At 39.9% G+C, this 22,067-nt stretch carries 19 protein-coding genes, 1 other RNA gene and 1 pseudogene; 10 read left to right on the forward strand and 11 right to left on the reverse strand.

What is annotated here, in order from left to right; genetic code table 11:
- Positions 1-99: 99 nt before the first annotated feature.
- Entirely contained in the window at positions 100-522 is a 423-nt protein-coding gene (locus tag kam1_RS04680) for a hypothetical protein (RefSeq protein ID WP_143958281.1), read from the forward strand.
- 4 nt (positions 523-526) lie between these two features.
- Here the strand turns inward: kam1_RS04680 and kam1_RS04685 are convergent, their stop codons facing one another.
- The 3 genes and pseudogenes from kam1_RS04685 to kam1_RS11335 form a co-directional block, all read right to left on the reverse strand.
- Complete coding sequence (locus kam1_RS04685) at positions 527-2,002, reverse strand: hypothetical protein (protein WP_235277405.1); 1,476 nt, start codon at positions 2,000-2,002, stop codon at positions 527-529.
- 146 nt (positions 2,003-2,148) lie between these two features.
- Positions 2,149-3,000, reverse strand: a complete 852-nt coding sequence (gene fdhD / locus kam1_RS04690) for a formate dehydrogenase accessory sulfurtransferase FdhD (protein ID WP_039721680.1) — start codon at positions 2,998-3,000, stop codon at positions 2,149-2,151.
- 212 nt (positions 3,001-3,212) lie between these two features.
- Positions 3,213-3,585, reverse strand: a pseudogene (locus kam1_RS11335) (MerR family transcriptional regulator).
- 173 nt (positions 3,586-3,758) lie between these two features.
- Between kam1_RS11335 and modA the strand changes: the two are divergent.
- From modA to kam1_RS04710, 3 genes are read left to right on the forward strand one after another with little or no spacing between them, the layout of a single operon-like run.
- The gene (modA, locus tag kam1_RS04700; RefSeq protein WP_235277401.1) at positions 3,759-4,460 is read left to right on the forward strand and encodes a molybdate ABC transporter substrate-binding protein; all 702 of its coding nucleotides are present in this window, start codon (positions 3,759-3,761) and stop codon (positions 4,458-4,460) included.
- Between the two features lie 15 nt (positions 4,461-4,475).
- The gene (gene modB, locus kam1_RS04705) at positions 4,476-5,153 is read left to right on the forward strand and encodes a molybdate ABC transporter permease subunit (RefSeq protein ID WP_039721678.1); all 678 of its coding nucleotides are present in this window, start codon (positions 4,476-4,478) and stop codon (positions 5,151-5,153) included.
- A complete protein-coding gene (locus kam1_RS04710; protein WP_244946174.1) occupies positions 5,126-6,253 on the forward strand; it encodes an ABC transporter ATP-binding protein in 1,128 nt (375 codons plus the stop codon). Before modB ends, kam1_RS04710 begins: the two co-directional genes overlap by 28 nt.
- Before the next feature lie 461 nt (positions 6,254-6,714).
- On the opposite strand, the gene rnpB is transcribed toward kam1_RS04710, so the two are convergent.
- From rnpB to kam1_RS04725, 3 genes are all read right to left on the reverse strand, one after another.
- Positions 6,715-7,115, reverse strand: an RNA gene (gene rnpB, locus kam1_RS04715) — RNase P RNA component class A.
- A 122-nt stretch (positions 7,116-7,237) separates the two neighbouring features.
- Positions 7,238-7,855 carry an HAD family hydrolase gene (locus kam1_RS04720; protein WP_039721676.1) on the reverse strand — a complete coding sequence of 206 codons (618 nt, stop codon included), beginning with the start codon at positions 7,853-7,855 and terminating at the stop codon, positions 7,238-7,240.
- Positions 7,856-7,938: 83 nt separating this feature from the next.
- Complete coding sequence (locus kam1_RS04725) at positions 7,939-9,129, reverse strand: MFS transporter (RefSeq protein ID WP_039721675.1); 1,191 nt, start codon at positions 9,127-9,129, stop codon at positions 7,939-7,941.
- 179 nt (positions 9,130-9,308) lie between these two features.
- Between kam1_RS04725 and kam1_RS04730 the strand changes: the two genes are divergently transcribed.
- The 5 genes from kam1_RS04730 to kam1_RS04745 all read left to right on the forward strand — a co-directional run bounded on the left by kam1_RS04730 (position 9,309) and on the right by kam1_RS04745 (position 13,643).
- Complete coding sequence (locus kam1_RS04730) at positions 9,309-11,144, forward strand: methanol/ethanol family PQQ-dependent dehydrogenase (protein WP_052250498.1); 1,836 nt, start codon at positions 9,309-9,311, stop codon at positions 11,142-11,144.
- Between the two features lie 45 nt (positions 11,145-11,189).
- On the forward strand, positions 11,190-11,348 hold the full coding sequence (locus tag kam1_RS10115; RefSeq protein ID WP_172616756.1) for a hypothetical protein: 159 nt from the start codon (positions 11,190-11,192) through the stop codon (positions 11,346-11,348).
- A gap of 48 nt (positions 11,349-11,396) precedes the next feature.
- Positions 11,397-12,269 (forward strand): substrate-binding domain-containing protein, encoded by an 873-nt coding sequence (locus kam1_RS04735; RefSeq protein WP_039721674.1) that lies wholly within the window; start codon positions 11,397-11,399, stop codon positions 12,267-12,269.
- Positions 12,270-12,300: 31 nt separating this feature from the next.
- Positions 12,301-13,179, forward strand: a complete 879-nt coding sequence (locus kam1_RS04740) for a c-type cytochrome (RefSeq protein ID WP_039721673.1) — start codon at positions 12,301-12,303, stop codon at positions 13,177-13,179.
- Positions 13,180-13,274: 95 nt separating this feature from the next.
- A complete protein-coding gene (locus kam1_RS04745; protein WP_039721672.1) occupies positions 13,275-13,643 on the forward strand; it encodes a 4a-hydroxytetrahydrobiopterin dehydratase in 369 nt (122 codons plus the stop codon).
- Positions 13,644-14,226: 583 nt separating this feature from the next.
- On the opposite strand, the gene kam1_RS04750 is transcribed toward kam1_RS04745, so the two are convergent.
- The 3 genes from kam1_RS04750 to kam1_RS04760 all read right to left on the reverse strand — a co-directional run bounded on the left by kam1_RS04750 (position 14,227) and on the right by kam1_RS04760 (position 17,917).
- Positions 14,227-15,123 (reverse strand): NAD(P)-dependent oxidoreductase, encoded by an 897-nt coding sequence (locus kam1_RS04750; protein ID WP_039721670.1) that lies wholly within the window; start codon positions 15,121-15,123, stop codon positions 14,227-14,229.
- 141 nt (positions 15,124-15,264) lie between these two features.
- Positions 15,265-16,653 carry a dihydrolipoyl dehydrogenase gene (gene lpdA / locus kam1_RS04755; RefSeq protein ID WP_039721669.1) on the reverse strand — a complete coding sequence of 463 codons (1,389 nt, stop codon included), beginning with the start codon at positions 16,651-16,653 and terminating at the stop codon, positions 15,265-15,267.
- 13 nt (positions 16,654-16,666) lie between these two features.
- A complete protein-coding gene (locus kam1_RS04760; RefSeq protein WP_039721668.1) occupies positions 16,667-17,917 on the reverse strand; it encodes a pyruvate dehydrogenase complex dihydrolipoamide acetyltransferase in 1,251 nt (416 codons plus the stop codon).
- Positions 17,918-18,204: 287 nt separating this feature from the next.
- On the opposite strand from kam1_RS04760, the gene kam1_RS04765 reads away from it, so the two are divergent.
- On the forward strand, positions 18,205-19,902 hold the full coding sequence (locus kam1_RS04765) for a tetratricopeptide repeat protein (protein ID WP_143958282.1): 1,698 nt from the start codon (positions 18,205-18,207) through the stop codon (positions 19,900-19,902).
- A gap of 12 nt (positions 19,903-19,914) precedes the next feature.
- Here kam1_RS04765 and kam1_RS04770 read toward each other — a convergent pair whose 3' ends face one another.
- Positions 19,915-20,892 (reverse strand): alpha-ketoacid dehydrogenase subunit beta, encoded by a 978-nt coding sequence (locus tag kam1_RS04770; protein ID WP_039721665.1) that lies wholly within the window; start codon positions 20,890-20,892, stop codon positions 19,915-19,917.
- 47 nt (positions 20,893-20,939) lie between these two features.
- Positions 20,940-22,013: a pyruvate dehydrogenase (acetyl-transferring) E1 component subunit alpha gene (pdhA, locus tag kam1_RS04775; protein WP_039721664.1), complete on the reverse strand. Its 1,074-nt coding sequence runs from the start codon at positions 22,011-22,013 to the stop codon at positions 20,940-20,942.
- Between the last annotated feature and the right edge of the window lie 54 nt (positions 22,014-22,067).

Genomic DNA, 22,067 nt, shown 5'->3' on the forward strand with positions numbered 1-22,067 from the left:
AATAACTTATAAAAGAAAGAAAAAAAAGAAAACGAAAAAGACCACTGCTAGATCAATTGCCATTGTATTTTTTCTTTTTTCTCGATTTAATTGTTACCTATGAAAATCTTTTCCTTTTCTTTATCATTTTTGCTTTTTAGCTCTCTTTGTTTTGAAACTTTTGGGAAAAATCCATCTGACCCTATTCAAAACCGTCAACGTGAAAACGCCAATGCGAACACTAATGCATCTACTGTTAATACATCAAAAGATAGAAAGGTTGCGGATTTAAAGAAAAAACACAGTCGAATAGAAAAAATATTTAATGATTGGCAACAAGCAGTTGCTAAACAAAACCGGAAAGCAGCTGCAGCCCTTCATCAAGAATATCTTCGAGAACAACAGGATTTTTTAAAACAATGGAACCAATGGGAAAAAGAAGCTCAAGAGCAGCTGAAAAAAGCTGAAAAGGCTATAGGAAATGAAGCAGGAAAAATTCAAAAAGATATGGAAGAAGCATCACAGGACACAAAGACCAAATAAAACTTTAGCGGTGAAAGCCTCCCATTCCTCCGTGAAAACCGCCCATTCCGCCGTGGAATCCACCCATTCCACCATGAAAGCCCCCCATTCCTCCATGGAATCCACCCATTCCACCATGAAACATTCCCGGATGCCCAATAAAGCCTTGGTGCCCTATAAACCCTTGATGTCCATAAAATCCTCCATGACCTAGACCACTGGCCCCATGGAATATGAATCCGTGGGGGATTCCAGTACTTCCGTGAAAGCTGCTTATTCCTGAAAAAGTATGGATGTGTGCATTGCCTAACTGACCTGCAAAATGAGAAGATCCATTTCCACCTCTAAAATGAGAAGCCAGATGACCAAAAGAAGGCGTATTTAGTGTATGGCCTGTGATATCATGAAGACCATGGTAGGTTAAATGTTGGGGATGGACAGGGGAAAGAGAACCATTAGGTTGCCCATGTGCCCAGTTTGCCTGATGTAAGCCAGTAAGGTTTTGATGATCCTGGTGGAGCAGCTGATGAAAATCGGAATGAAGAGGGTTTTGAGTGGAAGCATGAGAAAGTGCATGAGCCGTGTTATGGATCCCATTTGCATGGACCAATTGGTGTTGGTTAGCATGAAAAGATCCAGGATGGTTAAAAGGATGGCCTGCAGAAGGAATCGCATGGATGGGATGGCTCCCCATATGTTGCATGGTGCCAGGATGTTGATGGGTGGTAGTTTTTGTAACAAAGACATTTTTTTCAATTACAACCGGGAAAAATCCAAAGGGACCCCATAGGAATGGCCACCACAATCCCCAACCAAATCCAAAGCCAAAGCCCCAACCCCACCACCACCAGGGCCATCCCCATCCCCATCCATACCCATAGCCTCCCCATGGGTTGCCCGAATAGGTTAATTGTGTATTGTTTTCTTCGCTTCCAATATAGGGTTGAGGTGATGGAGCAGAGGCACTGGCAAGAGCAGGAGCCGTAGTTGTAGCATAAGCAGCAGCTTTAGAGGCGGCCAGGGCTTCTTGCCGTTTTAATGATTCTTTTTGCTGGGCTATGGCCGCTAAAAGTTCGTTTCTTCTCTGATAAGCAAGTTGGATATCTGTTTGCAGCAAGTGAAGATCTGAAGAATAGGTGTCTATTTTTGCATTGATGGCTGTCCATCGATGCAGAAGAACAGGATCGAATAAATCGGACTGAGAAGATAAATTCCACTTCGCTACAAGGGAGGAAATCTCGGTATTGATTTTGGCAATTTTTGCAGAAAGCTCATCCACAAGGTTTTGATATCTAAAGAGAGAAGTTTCCATCAAGGATATCGGAACCTGTTCTGGCAAAGAGGACCTCAAAGTATTTTCATAGAGCGTGTCAAATTGCTTTTTTTCTGTTTCAATTTGCTGCATTAAAGGGGATAAGTTATCCAGTTCCTTACCCAGTTCATATCTGAACTTTGTAATTTCATTTTGTTTTTGGTCACTTTGTCTTTGCCAAATACTCATCCCCCAGAGGATAGAAAAGGATAAAAAAATGCCCGTTAAGGTTAAAAAAACACGCTTATAATGAGAAGGCATCAATTAAAATCTATTCGGAAAACCATTCAATGCAATGGTAGGAAAAAGATTAGGAGCAGAAAAAAGAAAAATGCTTAGCTTATCCTATCAATCCCATTGTAGACATTGAATCTTTTTTTACGGAGGAATCCAACAAGAGTCATAGAAAATTTTTTGGCAACAAGGACTGCCAGACTACTGGGAGCAGAGACAGAACAGAAAAATTTAAGCCCTGCCATGTAAGCTTTTTGAAGTAGCTCATAGCTTGCCCTACCACTAACCATAACAATGTGTTTATCCATTGGAATAAGACCTTCTCGAAGAGCATGTCCAATCAATTTATCCATCGCATTATGCCTTCCAACATCCTCTTTGATTTGGATCAAGTTCCCTTCAATATCGAATAAAGCGGCAGCATGCAATCCTCCGGTCGTCTTAAAAAGGTTTTGTCGTGTTTGAAATTCCTCAGGAAGCTTATAAAGGATGTCTGCTGAGATTTTCCAATGGTTTTGGGAGCTTTTTGAAACGTTTTCTTTTTTGTCCAATAGATCAACAACAGTCCTTCCGCAAATCCCACAAGCACTGGAAGTCATAAAATGTCTTTCAAACTGTCCCATTGCTGGGAGATGGGGTTGATTCAGGGTAACCAAAAGCGTGTTGTATCTCTGTGCTTCTGCAATTTCTTTTCTTATGCAATAGGAAATGGAATGCACGGACTCTAGACCAGTCACAATTCCTTCAGAAAAAATAAATCCAAGGGACAGATCAAAATCTGCACCTGGTGTTCTCATAGTAACAGCGAGCGTTTTTTCTTCACTGCCTGCCCTAAGTCGAATTTCTAAGGGTTCTTCAGTAATCACATAGTCCAACCTGTTCCTTTTGTTCGAATCAGAAAATTCCCATATTTGAACCGGTACTTTCGATCCTGGCCTTTGTTCTTCCATCATGCTTCAAAACCTTACTAATCTTTAAAAACATTCGCTAAAGAATAAAAGATGAAAAGAAAATAATGGATTTAAAAGAATTACAACATTTTGTCCCTTATTTCTGCTACCAAAAACATGCGCAATCGTGCGCACAGTTTTCGTCCTGCCCCGCCGCGTCTTGCTGAGCGTATTCGTATCTGACAGGCCTGACTTTCCCGACTACGGCAGAGCCCCTAATGGGTTGCCTCCTTCCTCAGCGCCTCGCTTTGCTTTTCTCTGTAGTTTCTTAACCGATATAACCTCAAAGAAAAGCAAGGCATGATTGTCATCCGCTCTTGCATCCTTTCCTGTTCAGCTGACAACCATTCCTGATTGAGTACCATCCGTTCGCAGCCATTGACCTTGGCAAAATGCTCATGTCGGCTCGGATACCGCCTTGCGCAAGCTGACAAACTCCACGATTTGCGTTTCGGTATAAAGATGTCGGTGGCTGTTCGTCCGCCCCACCGGAACGAACCAGCCTTCGTGATCCCATCGTTGCAGCGTCTTGACTGTTACCCCCCCCAGCAGTTTTGCCGATTTGCCCGTTCTAATAGGGCTCTCCATGTAGTCAATAATACACTATCGGCACTATTTGCATAACTAGAGTTTAGCTTCCTCATTGACAATTCCCTTAAGGTTATTTAAAAATAGCTATGCGTTTTATATATTTTACATGTCTGTTATGCTTCTTTTTAATACACCCTTTTTCGGATTGCTTTGCTCAAAGTCAAAAGCCATTGCAGACTGCTACATTAACGGTCGCTGCTGCAGCGGATTTGAGGTTTGTTCTTCCTGAGATTGTTAGTCCTTTTCAGACTCTCAATCCTGATGTGAAGGTAGAAGTTATCTATGGAGCCTCTGGAAAATTTTATGAACAGATCTTAAGAAAGGCGCCTTTTGACATTTTTCTTTCTGCAGATAAAGAATATCCTTTTTTACTATATACCAAAGGTTATGCAGCTGAAGAGCCGTTCCAATATGCGGAAGGCAAACTAGTTCTTTGGATGCGAAAAGGTTTGTTTGGAGAGAGAAAAGATTGGAAAGAGTTGCTCACTAACAAGAAAGTGTCGAAAATAGCCCTTGCTAATCCACAGCACGCTCCTTATGGAAAAATAGCTCAAACTGCTTTAGAGAATGCAGGTTTGTGGGAGAAATTAAATTCCAAATTTGTCTATGGAGAGAACGTCATTCAAGCCTTTCAATTTGCTGAAGGAAAAAATGCAGAACTTGCCTTTATCCCCCTGGCAATTGCTTTGTCACCTAAAGCTAGAAATGAGGGTGATTATGTAGAAATTCCTCATTCGTTTTATCCAAAAATCCTTCAATATGGCATTATTGTAAAAAAGGCAGCGAATCTTTCCATTGCTAAAAAATTTAAAGATTATCTTTTAAGCGAAGAAAGTCAGAAGACCTTAAAAAAATATGGGTTTTGCCCATAAAACCGGATTGGAAGCGTGGATTGGATAGCACTTTGGTTAAGTTTAAAATTAGCCTTTTGGACAACCATCTGCCTGTATCTGTTAGGTATACCTCTTGCTTATTGGCTGAGTTTTGGCAAAAAAAGACAGTGGAAAATACTTGTGGATTCCATGGTCAGTTTGCCCTTAGTTTTGCCTCCTACTGTTCTTGGTTTTTATCTGCTTATTCTTTTTGGTAATTCAGGTATTGGTACTGTCTATTCCAGATTATTTGGAAAATCCCTAGTGTTTTCTTTCGAAGGTTTACTCATTGCCTCTATAATTTATAGTTTGCCTTTTATGGTTCAGAATTTAGCAGGAGCTTTCAGTCTGGTTGATAGCAAGCTTATTGAAGCTTCTTTGTGTTGTGGGGAAAGCCCATGGAATACCTTTTTTAAGGTCATCTTTCCTCTTTCTTTACAAGGATTTTTGCGTGGGACCGTTTTAAGTTTTACTCACACCTTAGGAGAGTTTGGTATTGTGCTCATGGTGGGAGGGGATATACCAGGGAAAACTCGAACTATATCTATAGCTTTATATGACCAAGTAGAAGGACTCAATTACCAAGAGGCAAATACAACGGCGCTCGTACTTCTCTTATTTTCATTCTTTGTCCTTTTTCTTGTATATTCAACTTCAAATAGCCAATGGAAGAGAAAAAATATTTTTGTCTAAAAATAGAAAAGGATCTTTCCCAAGATTGTCGAGTTCAAGTAGAATTAACCCTTCCTCTATTTCCAACTTCTTTAATGGCGATCTTTGGTCCATCAGGGAGCGGAAAGTCGACTCTGTTACGCTGTATCGCTGGACTAGATATTCCAGATCACGGAATTATTAAAGTTGGCGAAGAACTATGGCTGGATACAGAAAAAAAGATAAATATTCCTCCCTACAAAAGAAGTATAGGTTATGTGGTTCAGGAAGACGCTCTTTTTCCTCATCTAAAAGTTGAAGACAATGTGGGTTATGGGCTTAAAAACCAACTCAAACTCAGTCAAGCAGAAGCTAGGGATAAAGCAAGGCAAGCCTTGAGAAAAGTTGGGATTGAACATTTGGCCGCGCGATGGCCTCAAACCCTTTCTGGAGGGGAAAGGAGAAGAGTGGCTTTGGCCAGGGCAATAGCCAGAGAGCCTAAGTTGCTTTTACTCGATGAACCTTTAAATGGTCTTGATTTTAAATCAAAAGAATACCTAAGACAGCTCATTGAAGAAATTGCCTCTGAAAACGGTAGGCTGACAGTATTGATTAGTCATGATAAAACTGAAATTGTCCAAATGGCTCGATTTGTCGGTATAATTGATCGTGGGAAACTCCTCCAATTTGGCGAGCTACGAGATGTGTTTATGCAACCTGAAACGGTTGAGGTCGCTAAAATCATCGGTATAGAAAACATTGTTCCAGGGGAAATTCTTGATATAGCCAATGGAAATGTAAGGATGAAGACACCCATTGGGCTTGTGGAAGCTGTTTTGAAAGAAAATATAGGAAAATTCATGAGCGGAAAAAAAGTCTTTTGTGTTTTTCGTGCAGAAGATCTTTCTCTGTGTAAGCCGGACGGTGTATCAAGTTCAGCAGGCGGGCTACAAGGGTTCAGCATAAGAAACCGTTTTATTGGAATCATTAAAAAAATAAAAGTCAACGAAGGTTTTGCACAGGTTTTTATAGATTGTGGGATGGTCTTAACTGCACTGATAAGCCATAACGCTCTTTTTGAAATGAAAATAAGAGAAGGGGATAGCGTTTGTTCTTTACTTAAGGCGGGGGAATACACTTGATAGAAAGAGATTTTTAAGTAGAAAGACTATAGAGTGATTTTTAATGAACGGCTCCAGCAAAGCCTTTCTGATAGGGGATGCGTAGGGTGTGACTACAATAGGAGCATTCGACTATTTTATTGGTAAACCAGGGTTTTGTTTTCTTGTAAGTATTGGCTGATCTCTGAAACCAAAGCGGTCTTTCTATTCAGTGAAGCCTAAGCCCTGGTCCCATTATAGCTACGTAAAGAAGATGTAACTCAAAAGAGCCATCTGATTTATCCCCCTCTAGGAGCTTCTTTGTGCTGTTTGATCGATTAATCAATTGTTTTTTCTTTATATCTCTCAACCTTGAAAATGAGACAGGGAGCATATCGCAGCAAAAAACCAAGTTTTTATAGCCCTTTTGACTTACTTACTCAAAGCAAGTTGCAGTTCCGAATTACTTAGAGGATTTTAGAGGTAGAATAGCAAAAAGATAAAAGATACCGAGGGGAATAAGCCGGATTCTGTAATCCAGTCTCCTGGATTTGCCGCCATCTGTCTATCCTTGAGGGATCCGCTCAATCAAGGAGCGGTGCGGTCTACCTGGGACATCTCAAATCTAAGTTTGAGAATGGCAAGGCTACCATTGTCCCTGCTTGACCTTGCTCCACAATGGGTTTGTCCTGCCATGGATGTTACCATCCATGCGGTGGGCTCTTACCCCGCCTTTTCACCCTTACCCAAAGTTCTTTTGGGCGGTATTTTTTCTGTGACACTTTCCGTCTTGAATGGCTTTCGCCTATTCAAGCCCATTGTTTCCAATGGATTGTTGCCTTGAAGAGTCCGGACTTTCCTCTCGGTGCTTGAAAAAGCACCGAGCGGCGGCATCCCCTTGGTATCTTTTTAATACAATAGTCAATCATTTTGTTTCTTGCAAATAGAACTAAGCAATCAGACAATTGCGGTTTAGACTTCATGAAAGGGCTAGTAGCTTGTAAAAAATAAACCATTAATAGAAATTCAAGAAACAAGCCCAAAAGAAGCTAATGCAGCCTTTGTTTTTTCAAAGGATTCATGTCTAATAGCCTCAATACCAAGGCTGCGGGCAATGTCGACGAACATTGGTCGATCTTCTATATAAAGCACAGATTGTGGAGGAGACTGAGATACATCAAGCGCCAATTGAAAAATATCAACATCAGGTTTTCTTAGGTGCACAAAAGAAGAAACAATAAAATAATCGATAAAGTTGTAAAGACCAAATGTTTGAATTCTATAAATTTGCAGCTCTCTCCCCTCGTTGCTTAAAACCGCTATCCTTAAGTTATATTTATTTTTCAGGCTCTTGATTAGTTCTATCATTTCTGGATAAGGACGGGAGAGGCTGAACATAAACTGCCTGAAATCATCCATGCTAAAAGGGCGATTTTGATAGAAAACGGTTCTTTTTAAATAATCATGCAAAGTCAGTTTTCCTTGTTCATATGTGTCGAAAGTTAAATGATGCCTTTCTTCAAATTCAACAGGATCAAGCCCAAAAACCTCAGCTGCTTTTTTTCTCCCAGTACTATCCCATCCATTCGTTAAGAGTACCCCTCCGACATCCAAAAAAAGCGTGTTAATTGGAGAGAAAGGCATAAAAGGATTTTTTTAGAAAAAAAATAAAAAGAAAAAAAAGTTGCTCTAAAAAATGAGAGGCTCGATGAAGGAATACTTCCTCATCATTCAGAACGGATGCGCAAAGAAAAAAACGCCGTAAAACAAATGACTGACCCAATCATTAGACTCAATTTTGTACCAAGGAATTGAGCCAAAGACCCCATTAAGAGATTTCCGATGGCAAAGAAACCTTGGAAAAAAAAAGTAGTAAGTCCAAAGGTCATTCCTCGCATAGAATCGGAGGTTCTTTCTTGAAGAAACATTGTAGTAGCGGAGACAAAAAGGGAAAGACTAAAACCCAGAAATGAAACAATAAGAATGGAAAAGAAAAATGGGGGAAAAAAGGAGAAAAGAAAAAGAGAAAAAGAGAATATGATCATAGAGAGACTTTGCAAGGTTGAGGAATTGAAGCGGTTAGGAAAAAAAGATATCAAGAGAGCTGCGCTAATAGCTCCAAAGCCATTAGCACTGTAGAAGAGAGCCAATCCTTTAGAACCCTGATGATATATCTGCGAAGAGATATAAGGGAGAAGAACTGAATAGGACCAACCAAAAAGAGTAACAATCCCTAGGACGATAGATGGATAAAAAATTTCAGGATTAGAAATGAGGACAAAAAAATTATTCTTTGTTGAATGATCGGAGGGCTGGTCTTTGACCCGTTCATTGATTGATGAAGCCCAAATAAAAGAACCAATAGAAAGGATATAGGAAATTCCGTTTATAAAAAAGCAAATAGAAGGTCCATACAATGGAAGGATAATGCCAGCTAGCGCTGGTCCTATAAGCCGCGCGGAGTTGAAAAGAAAAGCGTTCATAGCAATGGCTCTTTTAATCTCATTATTTGGAAGATAAGAAAGCAGTAAGGTTTGCCTAGAGGGAAGCTCTAGATTATTGAAAACACCCATTGCAAAAGCAAGCAGAAGGAGTTCGTAGAAGTTTATCATTCTTAGATAACTTAATAGCCCCAGAAAGAAAGAAAGACAGCAGTTGGAAAATTGACTCAAGATAAGAATTTTTAATTTTGGAAACTTATCAGCGGTCATTCCAGATAAAAAGGAAAAAAGAAGAGAAGGGATGGTCGAACCAAAACCAACCATTCCAAGCCCTATAGGCGAATGTGTCAACTGGTAGGCAAGCCAACTCTGGCCGATAAAATGGATCCAGCTGCCGATAAAAGAGATCGACTGACCGATAAAGGCAATTCTATAGGATTTATAACTAAATAAACCTTCTCGAAAAAAAAGCTTCATTTTGTGAAAAAAATTATATAAGTGATAATGCTAACAAAAACACTCAAGTGAATAAGACCTGATGAAACGGAAAGACAGCTTTTTTGTTGTCTGTCAATGAAAACCTTACATTTGTTATTGACTTAACTCACAAGAGTGGTAAATGGAAGGCACCATAGAATTAATAATAGGAGGAAGCGATGACAGTAAAATTAAAAAAGCCTAAAAAGTATGCCGTGGCTAGGAATGCGACATTGTTGGCTGCTTTTGGCTTGATTGGTTCTTTTTCGCTTGCAAAAGCGAATGACGAGTTGATTAAACTTGAAAAAGAACCCGGCCAATGGGTCATGCAAAACAAAAATTACGCAAATACGCGGTATAGTGAACTTAATCAAATCAATACCAAAAATGTGTCCCATCTGCGACTTGCCTGGAGTTTTTCAACCGGGGCTTTGCGTGGACACGAAGGCGGACCATTAGTGGTAGGCACGACGATGTATGTCCATTCGGCCTATCCTAATCATGTTTACGCCCTTGATTTGACTCAAAAACCATACGCAATCAAATGGCAATATACCCCTGTGCAGAATAGTCAAGCAGTGGCAGTTGCTTGCTGTGATGTGGTGAACAGAGGTCTTGCCTATGCGAATGGAAAAATATTCATGGTAACATTGGACGGTCAAGTTATTGCCCTTGATGCGAATACCGGAAAAGAACTCTGGAAAGCAAAGCATGCAGATGTGACTAAGGGAGAGACCATTACAGGAGCCCCCTTGGTCGTTAAAGATAAGGTTCTGGTTGGGGTCTCCGGAGGAGAATTTGGAGTCAGAGGAAGAGTAGGAGCCTATGATATCAATACAGGCAATAGGGTATGGTTAGCTTATAGCCAAGGCCCAGATGAAGAGGTTCTGATAGATTCTGACTTCAATAAAGAGTTTCCACAGCATGGTGGTCCAGGGGATGGAACTAAAACCTGGCCAGGGGAACAATGGAAACTGGGTGGAGGGACTACATGGGGATGGTACAGTTACGATCCTGCCCTTGATTTATTTTACTATGGGACAGGCAATCCTGGAACTTGGAATGCAGAACAAAGGAAAGGAGGAGACAACAAGTGGTCCTGCACTATTTTTGCTAGAAGGCCTGATACTGGGAAGGCTAGATGGGCTTATCAGATGACTCCATGGGATGCTTGGGATTATGATGGGATCAACGAAATGATTCTTCCTGATTTAACGGTAAAAGGGAAGAAAACCCCCTGTCTTGTTCATTTCGATAGAAATGGATTTGCATATGTTTTGGATAGAAGGACAGGTCAGTTAATAGAAGCACAACCCTTTGTTTATGAAAATTGGGCTAAAGAAATAAGTAAAGAAAACGATAGACCTGTTGAAATCCCAGAAAAAAGGACAAAACAGGGAGTTGATACCAAAGGGATTTGTCCGAATTCAATGGGAGGCAAGGATCAACAGCCTGCGGCCTTTTCTCCTCAAACAGGGTTATTTTATGTGCCCACCAACAATATGTGTATGAACTACGAAGGGGTTGAGGCTACCTATACGGCTGGGGCACCGTATGTGGGTGCGAATGTGCTCATGTATTCTGGGCATGAAGGCAAGGATGATTATTATGGAGCTTTTATCTGCTATGATGCTCTTAAAGGGAAGAGAGTTTGGGAGATTCATGAGCATTTTCCCGTATGGAGTGGACCTGTGGTTACAGCCGGTGGGCTTGCGTTCTATGGAACGATGGATGGATGGTTTAAGGCAGTAGATATCAAGACTGGCAAGGTTCTTTGGCAACAGAAATTGGGCTCTGGAATTATTGGGAATCCAATTACCTTTTTGGGTCCTGATAAAAAGCAATACGTTGCTGTCTATTCAGGAGTTGGAGGATGGTTTGGGATTGCAGTGGCTCAAAATCTTCCTCCCGATGATCCTTATGCGGGTCTTGGGGCTGTTGGAGTTGCTTATCAAGCCGGCCTTCCAAAAGCTACTACAATTGGAGGAGAGCTCTACGTGTTTTCGCTAGAATAATCTTCCATTGAAAATTCACTTTATCCAGCCGCTGTCTAAAAACCCATGTGTTTGTATGGCAGCGGCTGGATAGCCTTGATCAAAGCGATTGGTTGTTTTGCAAAAAAGGCAGAAGCAGCTTACAAACCAATCCTTTTTAGAAGAATCGGATTGGCTTTTTTTAATCAGTCTAAGCTTCTAGGGAAAAGTGGATATAATCCTTGAAGAAATAGAGGACAGGGGATAGGTTCTAGAAAAGGAAAAGGAGCAAAAATGGTTGGATTAAGGTTTCATTTTTTACATAGGCTAAAGATATTATCATTTAGCCTCCTCTTTGTGTTTTGCATAGGGTTCGTATGCAAGGCAGAGGAACTCTGCTCCTGCGCGGATCCAGGAAATCTTCCTTTTTCGAATCAAAAATTGGAAGGATTTGAGAATAAAATCGCTCAAATCGTAGCCGATTCCCTGCATGTTCCTCTATCTTATTATTGGTTTGCTCATCAACGTGGTCTTGTTCGAAATACATTGAAAATAGGAAAATGCAATGTGATTATTGGAGTGCCGTCGACTTGGGGGCAAGTGCTAACTACAAAACCTTATTATAGGACTTCCTATGTAATGGTTTATAAGAAGGACAAGGGTTTAAACATTCAATCCTTGGATGATCCCGCTTTGAAGCATTTAAAAATAGGGGTGTTGATAAACAGTCCGCCCCATCAACTTCTTGCTGAAAAAGGGATTATAGAAAATGTTGTTGGATATTCCCCATTCTTTGATCCTGTGTTTCATCCTGAAGATTTCCCTGGAAAAATCGTTGAAGAGGTTTTGAGTGATAAAATTGATATTGGTCTTGTTTGGGGGCCAGTGGCAGGGTTTTACATCAAAAAGAAAGGTGCTGCCATTGTTATGGTTCCTTTGACAAGCAATAATCCGAGAATTCCAATGGCCTTTGACATTTCCATGGGGGTCAAAAAGGGGGATCAAGAGCTTAAAAACAAACTTGATCAGGTTATTGATTCGAAACGTGGAGAAATTTTACAGGTTCTGGAAGAATATGGTGTTCCATTGCTGAAAACTACAGCTGATATCGAACAAAACACGAATATCGGAAAAAGCCACGAAGTTTCAGCAAAAACCGTCAACTAACAATATTAACTTTTATTTATCAGAGCTAAGAATGAAAAAAATTAGCATTGTTTATTTAATGTTGTCTTTGTTGCCATTGAGCAGTCTTTTTGCCCAAGCGAAAAATCCTTATACTCCCTCAGACAAAACGGTCGTTTCTCAGGGTAAAGAATTATACTTTAAGATGGGATGTAACGGCTGTCATGGAGCAGGGGGAGGAGGTGGCATGTGTCCTTCTTTTATAGATGACACATGGGTTTTTGGTAGCGACGATCAGACCTTATTTAAACTCATTAAAGGACAGATTCCTCAACAAACGATGCCAAGAATGTTTGGTGGGGTACTGACTGATGACGAAATTTGGAAGGTTATTACCTTTGTAAGGTATTGTAAAGTTGCAGCTTCCGAACAGGCCGCTGGAGCATCGGGTCAAATAAATATAGATAAGAAATCATGTGCTATAGTGGAAGCTGACCCTCATTGGCTCAGAGCTGTTCTTCCTAAATTGACGGGATATCAAAACCAATACGTTTTAGTTTTTGATGGCTCTTCAAAGAATTTCTCATCTGCAGAAGACAGTAAACTTGCTGGCGCTACACTTGCTATTCTCGATAATAGTTCTGGAAAAGAAATAGCTAGTTTGCTTCATGCCAAACCTAAAGTATATCCTGACAAAGAAAGAGAACTAGGAAAACCAGTAGAAGATCTTTTAGCAGGGAAAGTAGATGGGGCTATCTTATGGGCTCCTTTGGCTGCTTTTTATACAATGGAATTGGATTCGTCAAGGAAACTTAAAATGATAGCGTTTTCCAAAGCATATCCCGCACCTAAAGGATTTGAAGGTCAAGAACAAAGCTCTATGGTTTATGTAACAAAATGCGCTGAAGCCTTACTCAATGTACTAAAAGTCTATAACGTAGCTCCAAAATAAAGAAAAGAGAGGTTCATAAGGTTTTTAAAGTTTGTTGGTTTTGTATTGTTCAAGGCTATTGCTTAGTTTTGGACATTGGATACAATGTAAGTATTATGGGACAGAATCTTTCTGAAGAAAAATGCGTTGCTTGCCGTGGAGATGCCCCCAAAGTGACACCAGAAGAGAAGGAACTGCTAAGTAGGCAAATTCCTGAATGGAAAATTGTCGAAAAAAATGGGGTAGAAATGTTGGAAAGAAAATATGAGTTCCCTGATTTTGCTTCGGCTTTGATGTTTACCGAAAGAGTAGGAAAACTTGCCGAGAATGAAAAACATCATCCTTCTATTTTGACGGAATGGGGAAAAGTTACAGTCTGGTGGTGGACCCACAAGATCAACGGATTACATCGTAACGATTTTATTATGGCAGCAAAAACAGATAGCCTCTATCAACCACTTTTAAAAGATTATATTGAATCGTGACATTTTCTTTTCGGATCGTTTGAAGAGAAAAAGCTTCTTATTTTAGAGGCTGTAGATCGTTTTCATGTGGATAATCCAAGTTGGTGCTTGTGTGGTCTGGATATTTCCATTTGAAACTAGAAAACGGTGACTCGTCCCTTGGTTTACTATATCTCCAGAGATTCCTCAGATAGAGGGCTGTGATGATATCATTTGATCATTGGCGATTGGATCTTTATTCGCAGCAGCTACAATCTTCTAGGGATCATCAAATCGTTAAGCTCTGCCTCGTCGCTTCTGTCCTTGCTTAGTGATGATTCCTTCTTTCTTATTCTAGCTACAAAACCAAGAAAAAAATAGGGGAGGCTTTTCCCTCCCCTATGAGTTTGTAAGGTATCTTTTTCGGGCTTCCGGTCGAGCTTTCCATCAACTCCCCTATTTCCACTCAAGGAAATAAGGTACTCGCACCGTTTCACAAGCTATAAACTTTTCTAGCCACAACCTAAACTCTTTTTGAGGGTGGTTGAAGCCAGAAAATGTTCTCATCCCTCCCTTTTTGTTTATTCCTGGTCTAGGATGAAGGGTTTAGAATACCAATTTAGATTTAGTCTTTATCCAATCCGTGACGATCTGGAAATGTCAACTCGGATATGGCGGATTTATCGTATTGACCAAATCCTTTTTTAACCAATCTCTGATATTGATTGTAGGTGGCTTGGGCAAGTGGGAGGTTCAATCCTGCTTCTTTTGCTAAATTAAGAGCAATGCCACTGTCTTTCAAGGCATGTTCGGCAGAGAAGAAACAAGTATGTTCTCTATTTTGCATATCTTCTCCATCTGTCTCCAACACTCTAGAGTTTGCCCCAGTTTGCGAAAAGACTTCTCTAATCATATTTAAATCGAGGTTAAGTGCTTTTGCAAGTCCCAGGCCTTCAGCTAGAGCCGCAGTATTGATGTTCATCACCATGTTCACAAGGGCTTTGACTTTTGCTGCTGAACCTAATTCACCACAATAACGCCTCGAGGACGACATGTCCTTGAGTATAGGTTCGACTTCATCAATAACCTGTTTTTTGCCACCAAGCATGAAATATAAAGTACCATTTCTTGCTTGAGGAATACTTGAAGCCATGCATGCTTCTATAGCTTCGGCGCCTACTTCTTCACAAAGTTTGCCAATCTCTATGTGAGTTTTTGGGGAAACAGTAGCGGTATTGATAAATATTTTTCCTTTGGCACCAATCAAAAGACTGTCCCCATTTTTAGCAAAAATTTTATACATCGCAGCGTCATCAGACACCACTGTGAAAATCACATCAGCCAGCTCTGTTACTCTAGCAAGTTTGGTTGTTGCTTCTGCTCCTATTTCTTTTGCTACTTCTTCTGCGACTTTTTGATTAATGTCGTATACAACAGTAACAGGATATTTTAAATCATGAAGGCGTCTTGCCATATTAGCTCCCATTCTTCCTACACCTACAAAACCAATTCTTTTACTCATACTTCGCTCCTTTTTTAATAATCCTATTCGATTAATTATTATACTAATTTTCTTTCACTAAGAATAGTCTTCTATCCAGTTAAAAATTTTTTTCGGTTTTAAGTCAAGTGTAATTAGCTGGCATTTCTAGTAACAACCAAACTAAAGATGGAGTCCCTTACCTTCTGCCAGAAGTGCAACTTCTCCGACCATTTCTGATAAAGTTGGATGTGGATGAATGGCTAGGAATAGCTCTTCGGCTGTGCTTTCTAAGGTTTTTGCTAGAGAAAATTCACCAATAAGTTCACTTGCATCCTCTCCAATAATGTGTGCTCCTAGAATTTCTCCTTCAGGGTCGCTAATGAGTAATTTGACAAATCCTTCAATTTCACCAGAGGCAACAGCCTTTCCATTAGCACTATATGGATATTTAGCAACCTTATATGGAATACTTGCTTTTTTAACCTCCTCTTCAGTCATCCCTACCGTAGCCACTTGAGGTTGGCAATAAACGCAGGAAGGAACAAAGTGAGGTCTTGTGGAGGTTTTTCCAAGAAAGATGCAGTCGATAGCTTCCCATCCTTCTCTAAAGGCAGCATGAGCAAGTAAAGGTGGACCAATAATATCTCCAGCTGCGAAGATGCCATCTACGGACGTTTGGTATTTTTCGTCAACAGCAATAAATCCATTTTGGGTTCGAAGCTCAAAACCGGGTTCCAAAACATCTGCTAGATGAGCTGATACTCCAATAGCAAGAAGCATCGCTTCAGATTCGATTGTTTCGTTAACCGCTCCTTTCAATCTTACATGAATTTTCTCTTTAATATTCCAACATTTTTCTACAACCGTTGAACAATAGGTGGTGATGCCCTTTTTAGAGAAACTTTTTTGCAACGCTTTAGAAATTTCACTGTCTGTTCCAGGGAGTATTTCCGAAGCCATTTCAACGATAATGACTTCAGATCCCATACACTTATAAAAATAGGCAAATTCTACCCCTATAGCGCCTCCTCCGACAATGATAATTTTTTTGGGAAGTCTGGTAGTTTCTAAAGCCTCTCGGCTTGTAAATATCATTTTGCCATCGACTTTGATAAAAGGTAAAGTTTTTGCTTTACATCCAGTGGAAAGAAGAATATAGGGGGCAGAAAGTTCTTCAGTTTTCCCATCAGGGAAAGTCATTCTTATTTTTTTATCTTTGTTAATTTTGCCTTTGGCTTTAATCCATTGAATTCCTCTTGATTTAAATAAATATTCTACCCCAGAGGACATGCGATTAGCAGATTGCCTACTTCGGGCAATCACTTTACTATAATCGAATTTTAGTCCTGAAATTTCCAGTCCAAAGGCATCAGCTTTTCTGCATTTTTCAATAAACTCAGCTGTTTTAAGTAAGGTTTTTGAAGGAATACATCCCCAATTGGAACACACCCCTCCCAATTTATCTGCTTCGACAACAGCCACTTTTTTACCTAGCTGAGAGGCTCTCAACGCTGCGACATAGCCAGCAGGGCCTCCACCAATAATAATCAAATCTAGTGTATTATTCATAGATGGATTTTTTTTAGACTAGCATGGAGAGCGGATTTTCCAACAATGACTTAAATTCCTTTAAAAATTTTGCTCCCGTTGCTCCATCAATTACCCTATGGTCACATGAGGCAGTGACTCTTACAACTTCCCCTACAATAATATTGTTCTGAGAATCGATTAGGGGCTTTTTTACAACTGCTCCTATCGCCAGTATCATTGCTTGAGGAGGGTCAATAATGGCAAAAAAGTTATCAATGCCATACATTCCTAAATTTGATACGGTAATGGTTCCTCCCATGTACTCTTCTGGGGAGAGTTTTCTTTCTTGGGCTTTTTGTATAAGTTCCTTTGCTTCTTTCGATAAGGTCATGAGAGATTTATCTTGAGCGTTTTTGATGACAGGGGTGATGAGTCCATCCTCTAATGCCACAGCAAGAGCAATATTGATAACGTTATGTTTTAAGATAGAATCAATGTTCCAGGAAGCATTGACGGAAGGTACTTTTTTTGCAGCTTCAACGGTAGCCTTTAAGAAGAAGTCGTTGTAAGTGAATTTCCATGGTTGCTCATGCTGCGAATAATAAAGGTTAAGCTCATTTCTCAAACGCGAAAGAGAGCTAACGAAGATTTCTGTTTCTAGATAAAAATGGGGAATGGTAGTCTTGCTCTCTAAAAGACGTTTTGCGATTTTTTCCCGCATCATTGAAAGAGGAATTTTGGTCTCGGACAAACCGAGTTGTGGTGTAGCAGAAATACCAGGAGGCTTTTGAACAGGGAGCTTTTCTTTCTGTTCTAGAGCTTTCTGTTCTAAAGACCCCAAAACATCCCTTTTTAGAATTCTGCCACCAGGACCAGTTCCTTGAATTGAGGAAAGTTCAATACCTTCTTCTCGAGCAATTTTCCTGGCTAAAGGAGAAGATTTTATCCTTTGGGAAGGCTCTTTTGTAGTAACTTCTCTAAGTTGGCCGATTGGTTTTGTCAAAGAACTAGTTTCTTTCGTCTCCATCGCTTCTTTTTGAACTTGTGGAGCCGAAATGGCTTCTTCCGATTCCGATTCTATTAAAGCAATAGGAGCGTTGACTGGAGCTCTTCCCCCCTCTGGAAGAAGAATTTTTTTAAGGACACCAGATTCGAAAGCTTCTAAATCCATGATTGCTTTATCTGTTTCAATTTCCGCAATCACTTCCCCCTCTTGGATGGGGTCTCCTTCTTTTTTTAACCATCTAACAATCTGCCCTTCGGACATCGAAGGGCTCAACAAAGGCATAGTAATTTCTTTCATTGAGGATTAGTAATCTGTTTTTAAATGATGTTATTTTTTATGTAAAGAATGCTTTTTTTTTATTCAATCATTAAAAATCATAATGTCGTTCTCTCTCTATTATCAATGTGAAAGTATTGAATCTTTTTACTTTAAAGAAACAAAATTAACTCAAAGTTGTTTTTTATCACAACTAAAAAACAACCAATGGAAAAAGAGGCTACTCTTTCTGACTCTTGGAGAAAGAGCTTGAAGCTTCTTTTTTTCCAAAGATATTTTATTGCTTAGACAATTTTCAATAAGCAAAAATGCCAGACATTAAAAATAAAGAAAGAATAGGGCCTATCCTGAATATTAATAGGACTTTTTTTTTAATTGTTTGTTCTTCTTTCCTTTTTTTCTTTCAACCTCTAGAAAGCCACGGCAGAATACAAAAATCAACTCCTACTCCAAAAACAGATGGGGTGTCAACGCCTCAGGATTGGTTTCTGGAAGCTTATTTTATCACAAGAGAAGCTGATGGTCTTCTTTCTTCTAAAAATTATCTAGAAGCTGAAAAAAAATATCGAATCGCCTACAGTTTACTTGGTTCATTAAGAGCTACTTATCCAGAATGGGAAACAGCTATTGTCCGCTATCGAACCAAATATGTTAAGGAAAAGCTCGAGCATCTCTCTCGTTTAAATGCTCAGAATACTACTACCGAAAAAAAAAAGTTTCAGGAAGACTTCGAACAAAACAACGACCTAAGTCTGTTGATCAATCCCCAACCTCCCGTAAGCCTGGAGGAACTGCAAGCTCTCAAAAACAAGATAGCCAACCTCTCCAAGCAACTAGAATTATTGAGAAAGGAAAAGGAAGCTCTTCTGGAGAATCTCCCTTACAATCAGCCGAAGTCAAGAACGGAAACGTTCAAAACCGAATCAACAAAAAACCAAGCCTTTCAGGGAATGACATTACAAGAACTCTCCCATCTTCCCCAAATCAAAGACCAACAAAGGAATCGAAAAAGTCTTACCTACCAATTGGAAAAAGCTCTGGAGGAAGCAAAAAAAACCGCTCAACAGCTAAAGGAAGAAAATAACCTATTGAAAAAAGAGCTTCAAGATGTCCAATCTAGTTTACATAATCAAAAAGAAATCTCTCAAAAGCCAAACGAAACCAGTCAGTTAGCTATTCTTCAGAGGGAAAATATGGTTCTTAAAAAAACCCTTGGCCAACTTTTGGACAAACAAAAGCGGATTGAGGAGGAAAAAGAAGCCTTGGCTTTAGAATTAGAAAAAGCAAATAAATTGTTGGCTTTTATAGGAGAAAAAGAAGAGGTTTTGGGAGAGAGATTGGCTTCTAAAGTTACTAAAGAATCAATGACAGCCTTGAAGCAAAAGACGCAAGTTGAGCCATCCGCGCAAAGCTTGGCTTTCAGAAAGGAATCGGTCGTGGAAGAGATTCGAAATCTTTTTGATCGAGGAGCAAGGCTCTATAGTGAGAAAAGATATAAGGAAGCCTATGAGGTATATCATAAAGTTCTTAGTCTTGATCCATCAAGCGGCATTGGATGGTTGAATTTAGGCCTTGTAGCTCTAGCAATGGAAAAAAATTCTGAAGCCTCTCTGTATTTGAAAAAAGCAGTTGAACTCCTTCCTAGAGATCCAATGCCCTACGCTTTGTTGGGACAGCTTTATTTTCAGAATGGTTCTTTAGCAGCTGCGACTGAAATGGTCGAAAAAGCCGTAAAACTGGATCCTCAAAATGCTAAACTTCGAAAAGAGCTTGGAGAAATTTACAAGGCAAGGGGATTAGAATTATTGGCTGCCAAAGAGCTGAATAAAGCTATTGAATTGAACCCATATGATGGAATGGCTCATTTCGATTTAGCTTTAGTATATGTCTCTTATAATCCTCCCTTGATAGCTCAAGCGAAACGGCACTATAGAGATGCTCTTTCATTGGGAGTTCCTAAGGATGAACGACTAGAACAAAAAATCGGATACTCAACCCAAAGATAATTATTTGTCTTTCTATTTTAAAACATTGTGAACGGCCTGTATTACTCTTAAGGGATTGGGTAGGATCTCTTGTTCTAGTTTTCCATTGTATGGATTGGGAATGTCTAAATTTGAAACTCGATAAATGGGCGCATCGAGTTCATCAAACAGAAGTTGTTGCACATCATAAGCAATTTGAGCTCCCCAGCCAGCAAAAGGTTTCCCTTCCTCGACAATGACAAGTCTGTTGGTTTTTTGTATGGAAGAAGCAATTAGATCGAAATCGTAGGGTTTAATGGTTCTTAGATCGATAATTTCAACCGAAATGTTCTCCTTGGATAGTGTTTCTAAGGCTTGAAGCACGACGTGTGTTGAAAAACCGCTAGAAAGCACAGTTACATCTTTTCCTTCGGTAACAATCTGTGCCTTACCAATTGGTACAAGAAAATCTTTTTCTTCGGGTACCTCGCCTTGAATCCCATAAAGTCTTTCTCCTTCGAAAAAACAAACAGGGTTGTTCGACCGAATGGCACTTTTCAATAGTCCTTTGGCGTCAGCAGGAAAAGCTGGATTAATGACAGTAAAGGTAGGAACATTGGCAAGCCAATTTTCCAGGGCATGAGAATGGGTGGCTCCTATTTGAGTTCCGCCACCAGAAGGACCGCGAAAGACTATAGGAAATTTAAATTGACCTCCAGACATAAATCTAATGGAACCAGCATTGTTTATAATTTGATCAAAAGCAACCAATGCAAAGCTCCAGTTCATGAACTCAACGATTGGCCTTAGACCATACATTACCGCTCCAACGGCTAAGCCTGTGAAGGCTGCTTCTGAAATTGGCGTATCAATGATCCGTTCTGGTCCAAACTTCTTTAAGAGTCCTTGAGAAACTTTAAAAGCTCCTCCGTATTCTCCAACCTCTTCGCCAATTAAAAATACAGTGTGATCTCTTTCAAGTTCCTCACTCAATGCTTCATTGAGAGCCTGTCGATAAGTAAGATTAGCCATGATTTTTCCCTCTTATTGAATAGTTTAAGCTGTTTGTGCTTAAAATCTTAGTCGACAATAAGTCCATACAAGGGCCTTTGAGGCGGCTCGATCAGATCTTCCTCTGCAAAACAAATTTTCCTTGCCAAATCAAGATCAGGTTCAGGACTCGATTCAGCATATTGCACAGCTTCTTGAATCACTTTTTTGATTTCTTTATCAATCTGAGTAATGAGGTCCCTTGTTAAAATCCCCTGGTCTAAGAGTAGTTGGCTATAAAGGGCTATTGGATCTCTTTTTTTAGCTTCCGCAATTTCCTCTTTTGTTCGGTACGTATCAGGATCTGACATTGAATGACCCCTAAATCTATAAGTCCTTGCTTCAATTAAAACAGGGCAGTTTTCGTTTCTGGCAAGATTGGCTGCTTCTAGCACTTTTTTCCTTACTTCTTCCACATTCATCCCATCAATAACCATGCCCGCCATGTCGTAGGCAACAGATTTTTTTACAAGGGGCAAACCAGCAGTCGATCTGTGAATTTCGGTGCCCATTGCATATTGATTATTCTCTATAACATACACGACAGGAAGTTTCCATAAGGAAACAAGGTTGAGAGTTTCATGAAATACCCCTTGATTAACGGCTCCATCACCCAAAAGACACACCGTAATAGTGTTCTCTTTAAGATATCGCTGAGCAAAGGCAACGCCTGCAGCTATGGGACATTGGGCCGCTACGATAGCATGACCACCGAAAAATTTCTTTTTCTTATCAAAAAGATGCATCGACCCCCCCATGCCTTTGGATGTGCCTGTTGATTTTCCATAAAGTTCAGCCATGCATGCTTTAGGGGAAACTCCTCGAGCCAGGGCTATGCCATGATCTCTATAGGCTGTGATAACAACATCTTCAGGCCCTATAGCTGTACAAACACCTACTGCGATGGCTTCTTGTCCAATGCAAAGATGACAAAAGCCTTTAATTTTTGCCTGCATAAAAGATTGAGAAGATTTTTCTTCAAATCTTCGTATCAAAACCATCGTCTTGTACAGCTCAAGTCTCACTTCCTTGGGTAATTCTGAAAGACCACTACTTTTAAAGTCTTCGTGTACCTGTTCTGAGAAGGATATATTGTCAACCATAATGTTTCCTTTTTTATGGATTCACTCTATAATTTACTTCACCTAAAAAAAAGA

This window comes from Methylacidiphilum kamchatkense Kam1, from assembly GCF_007475525.1.
Lineage (GTDB): Bacteria > Verrucomicrobiota > Verrucomicrobiia > Methylacidiphilales > Methylacidiphilaceae > Methylacidiphilum > Methylacidiphilum kamchatkense.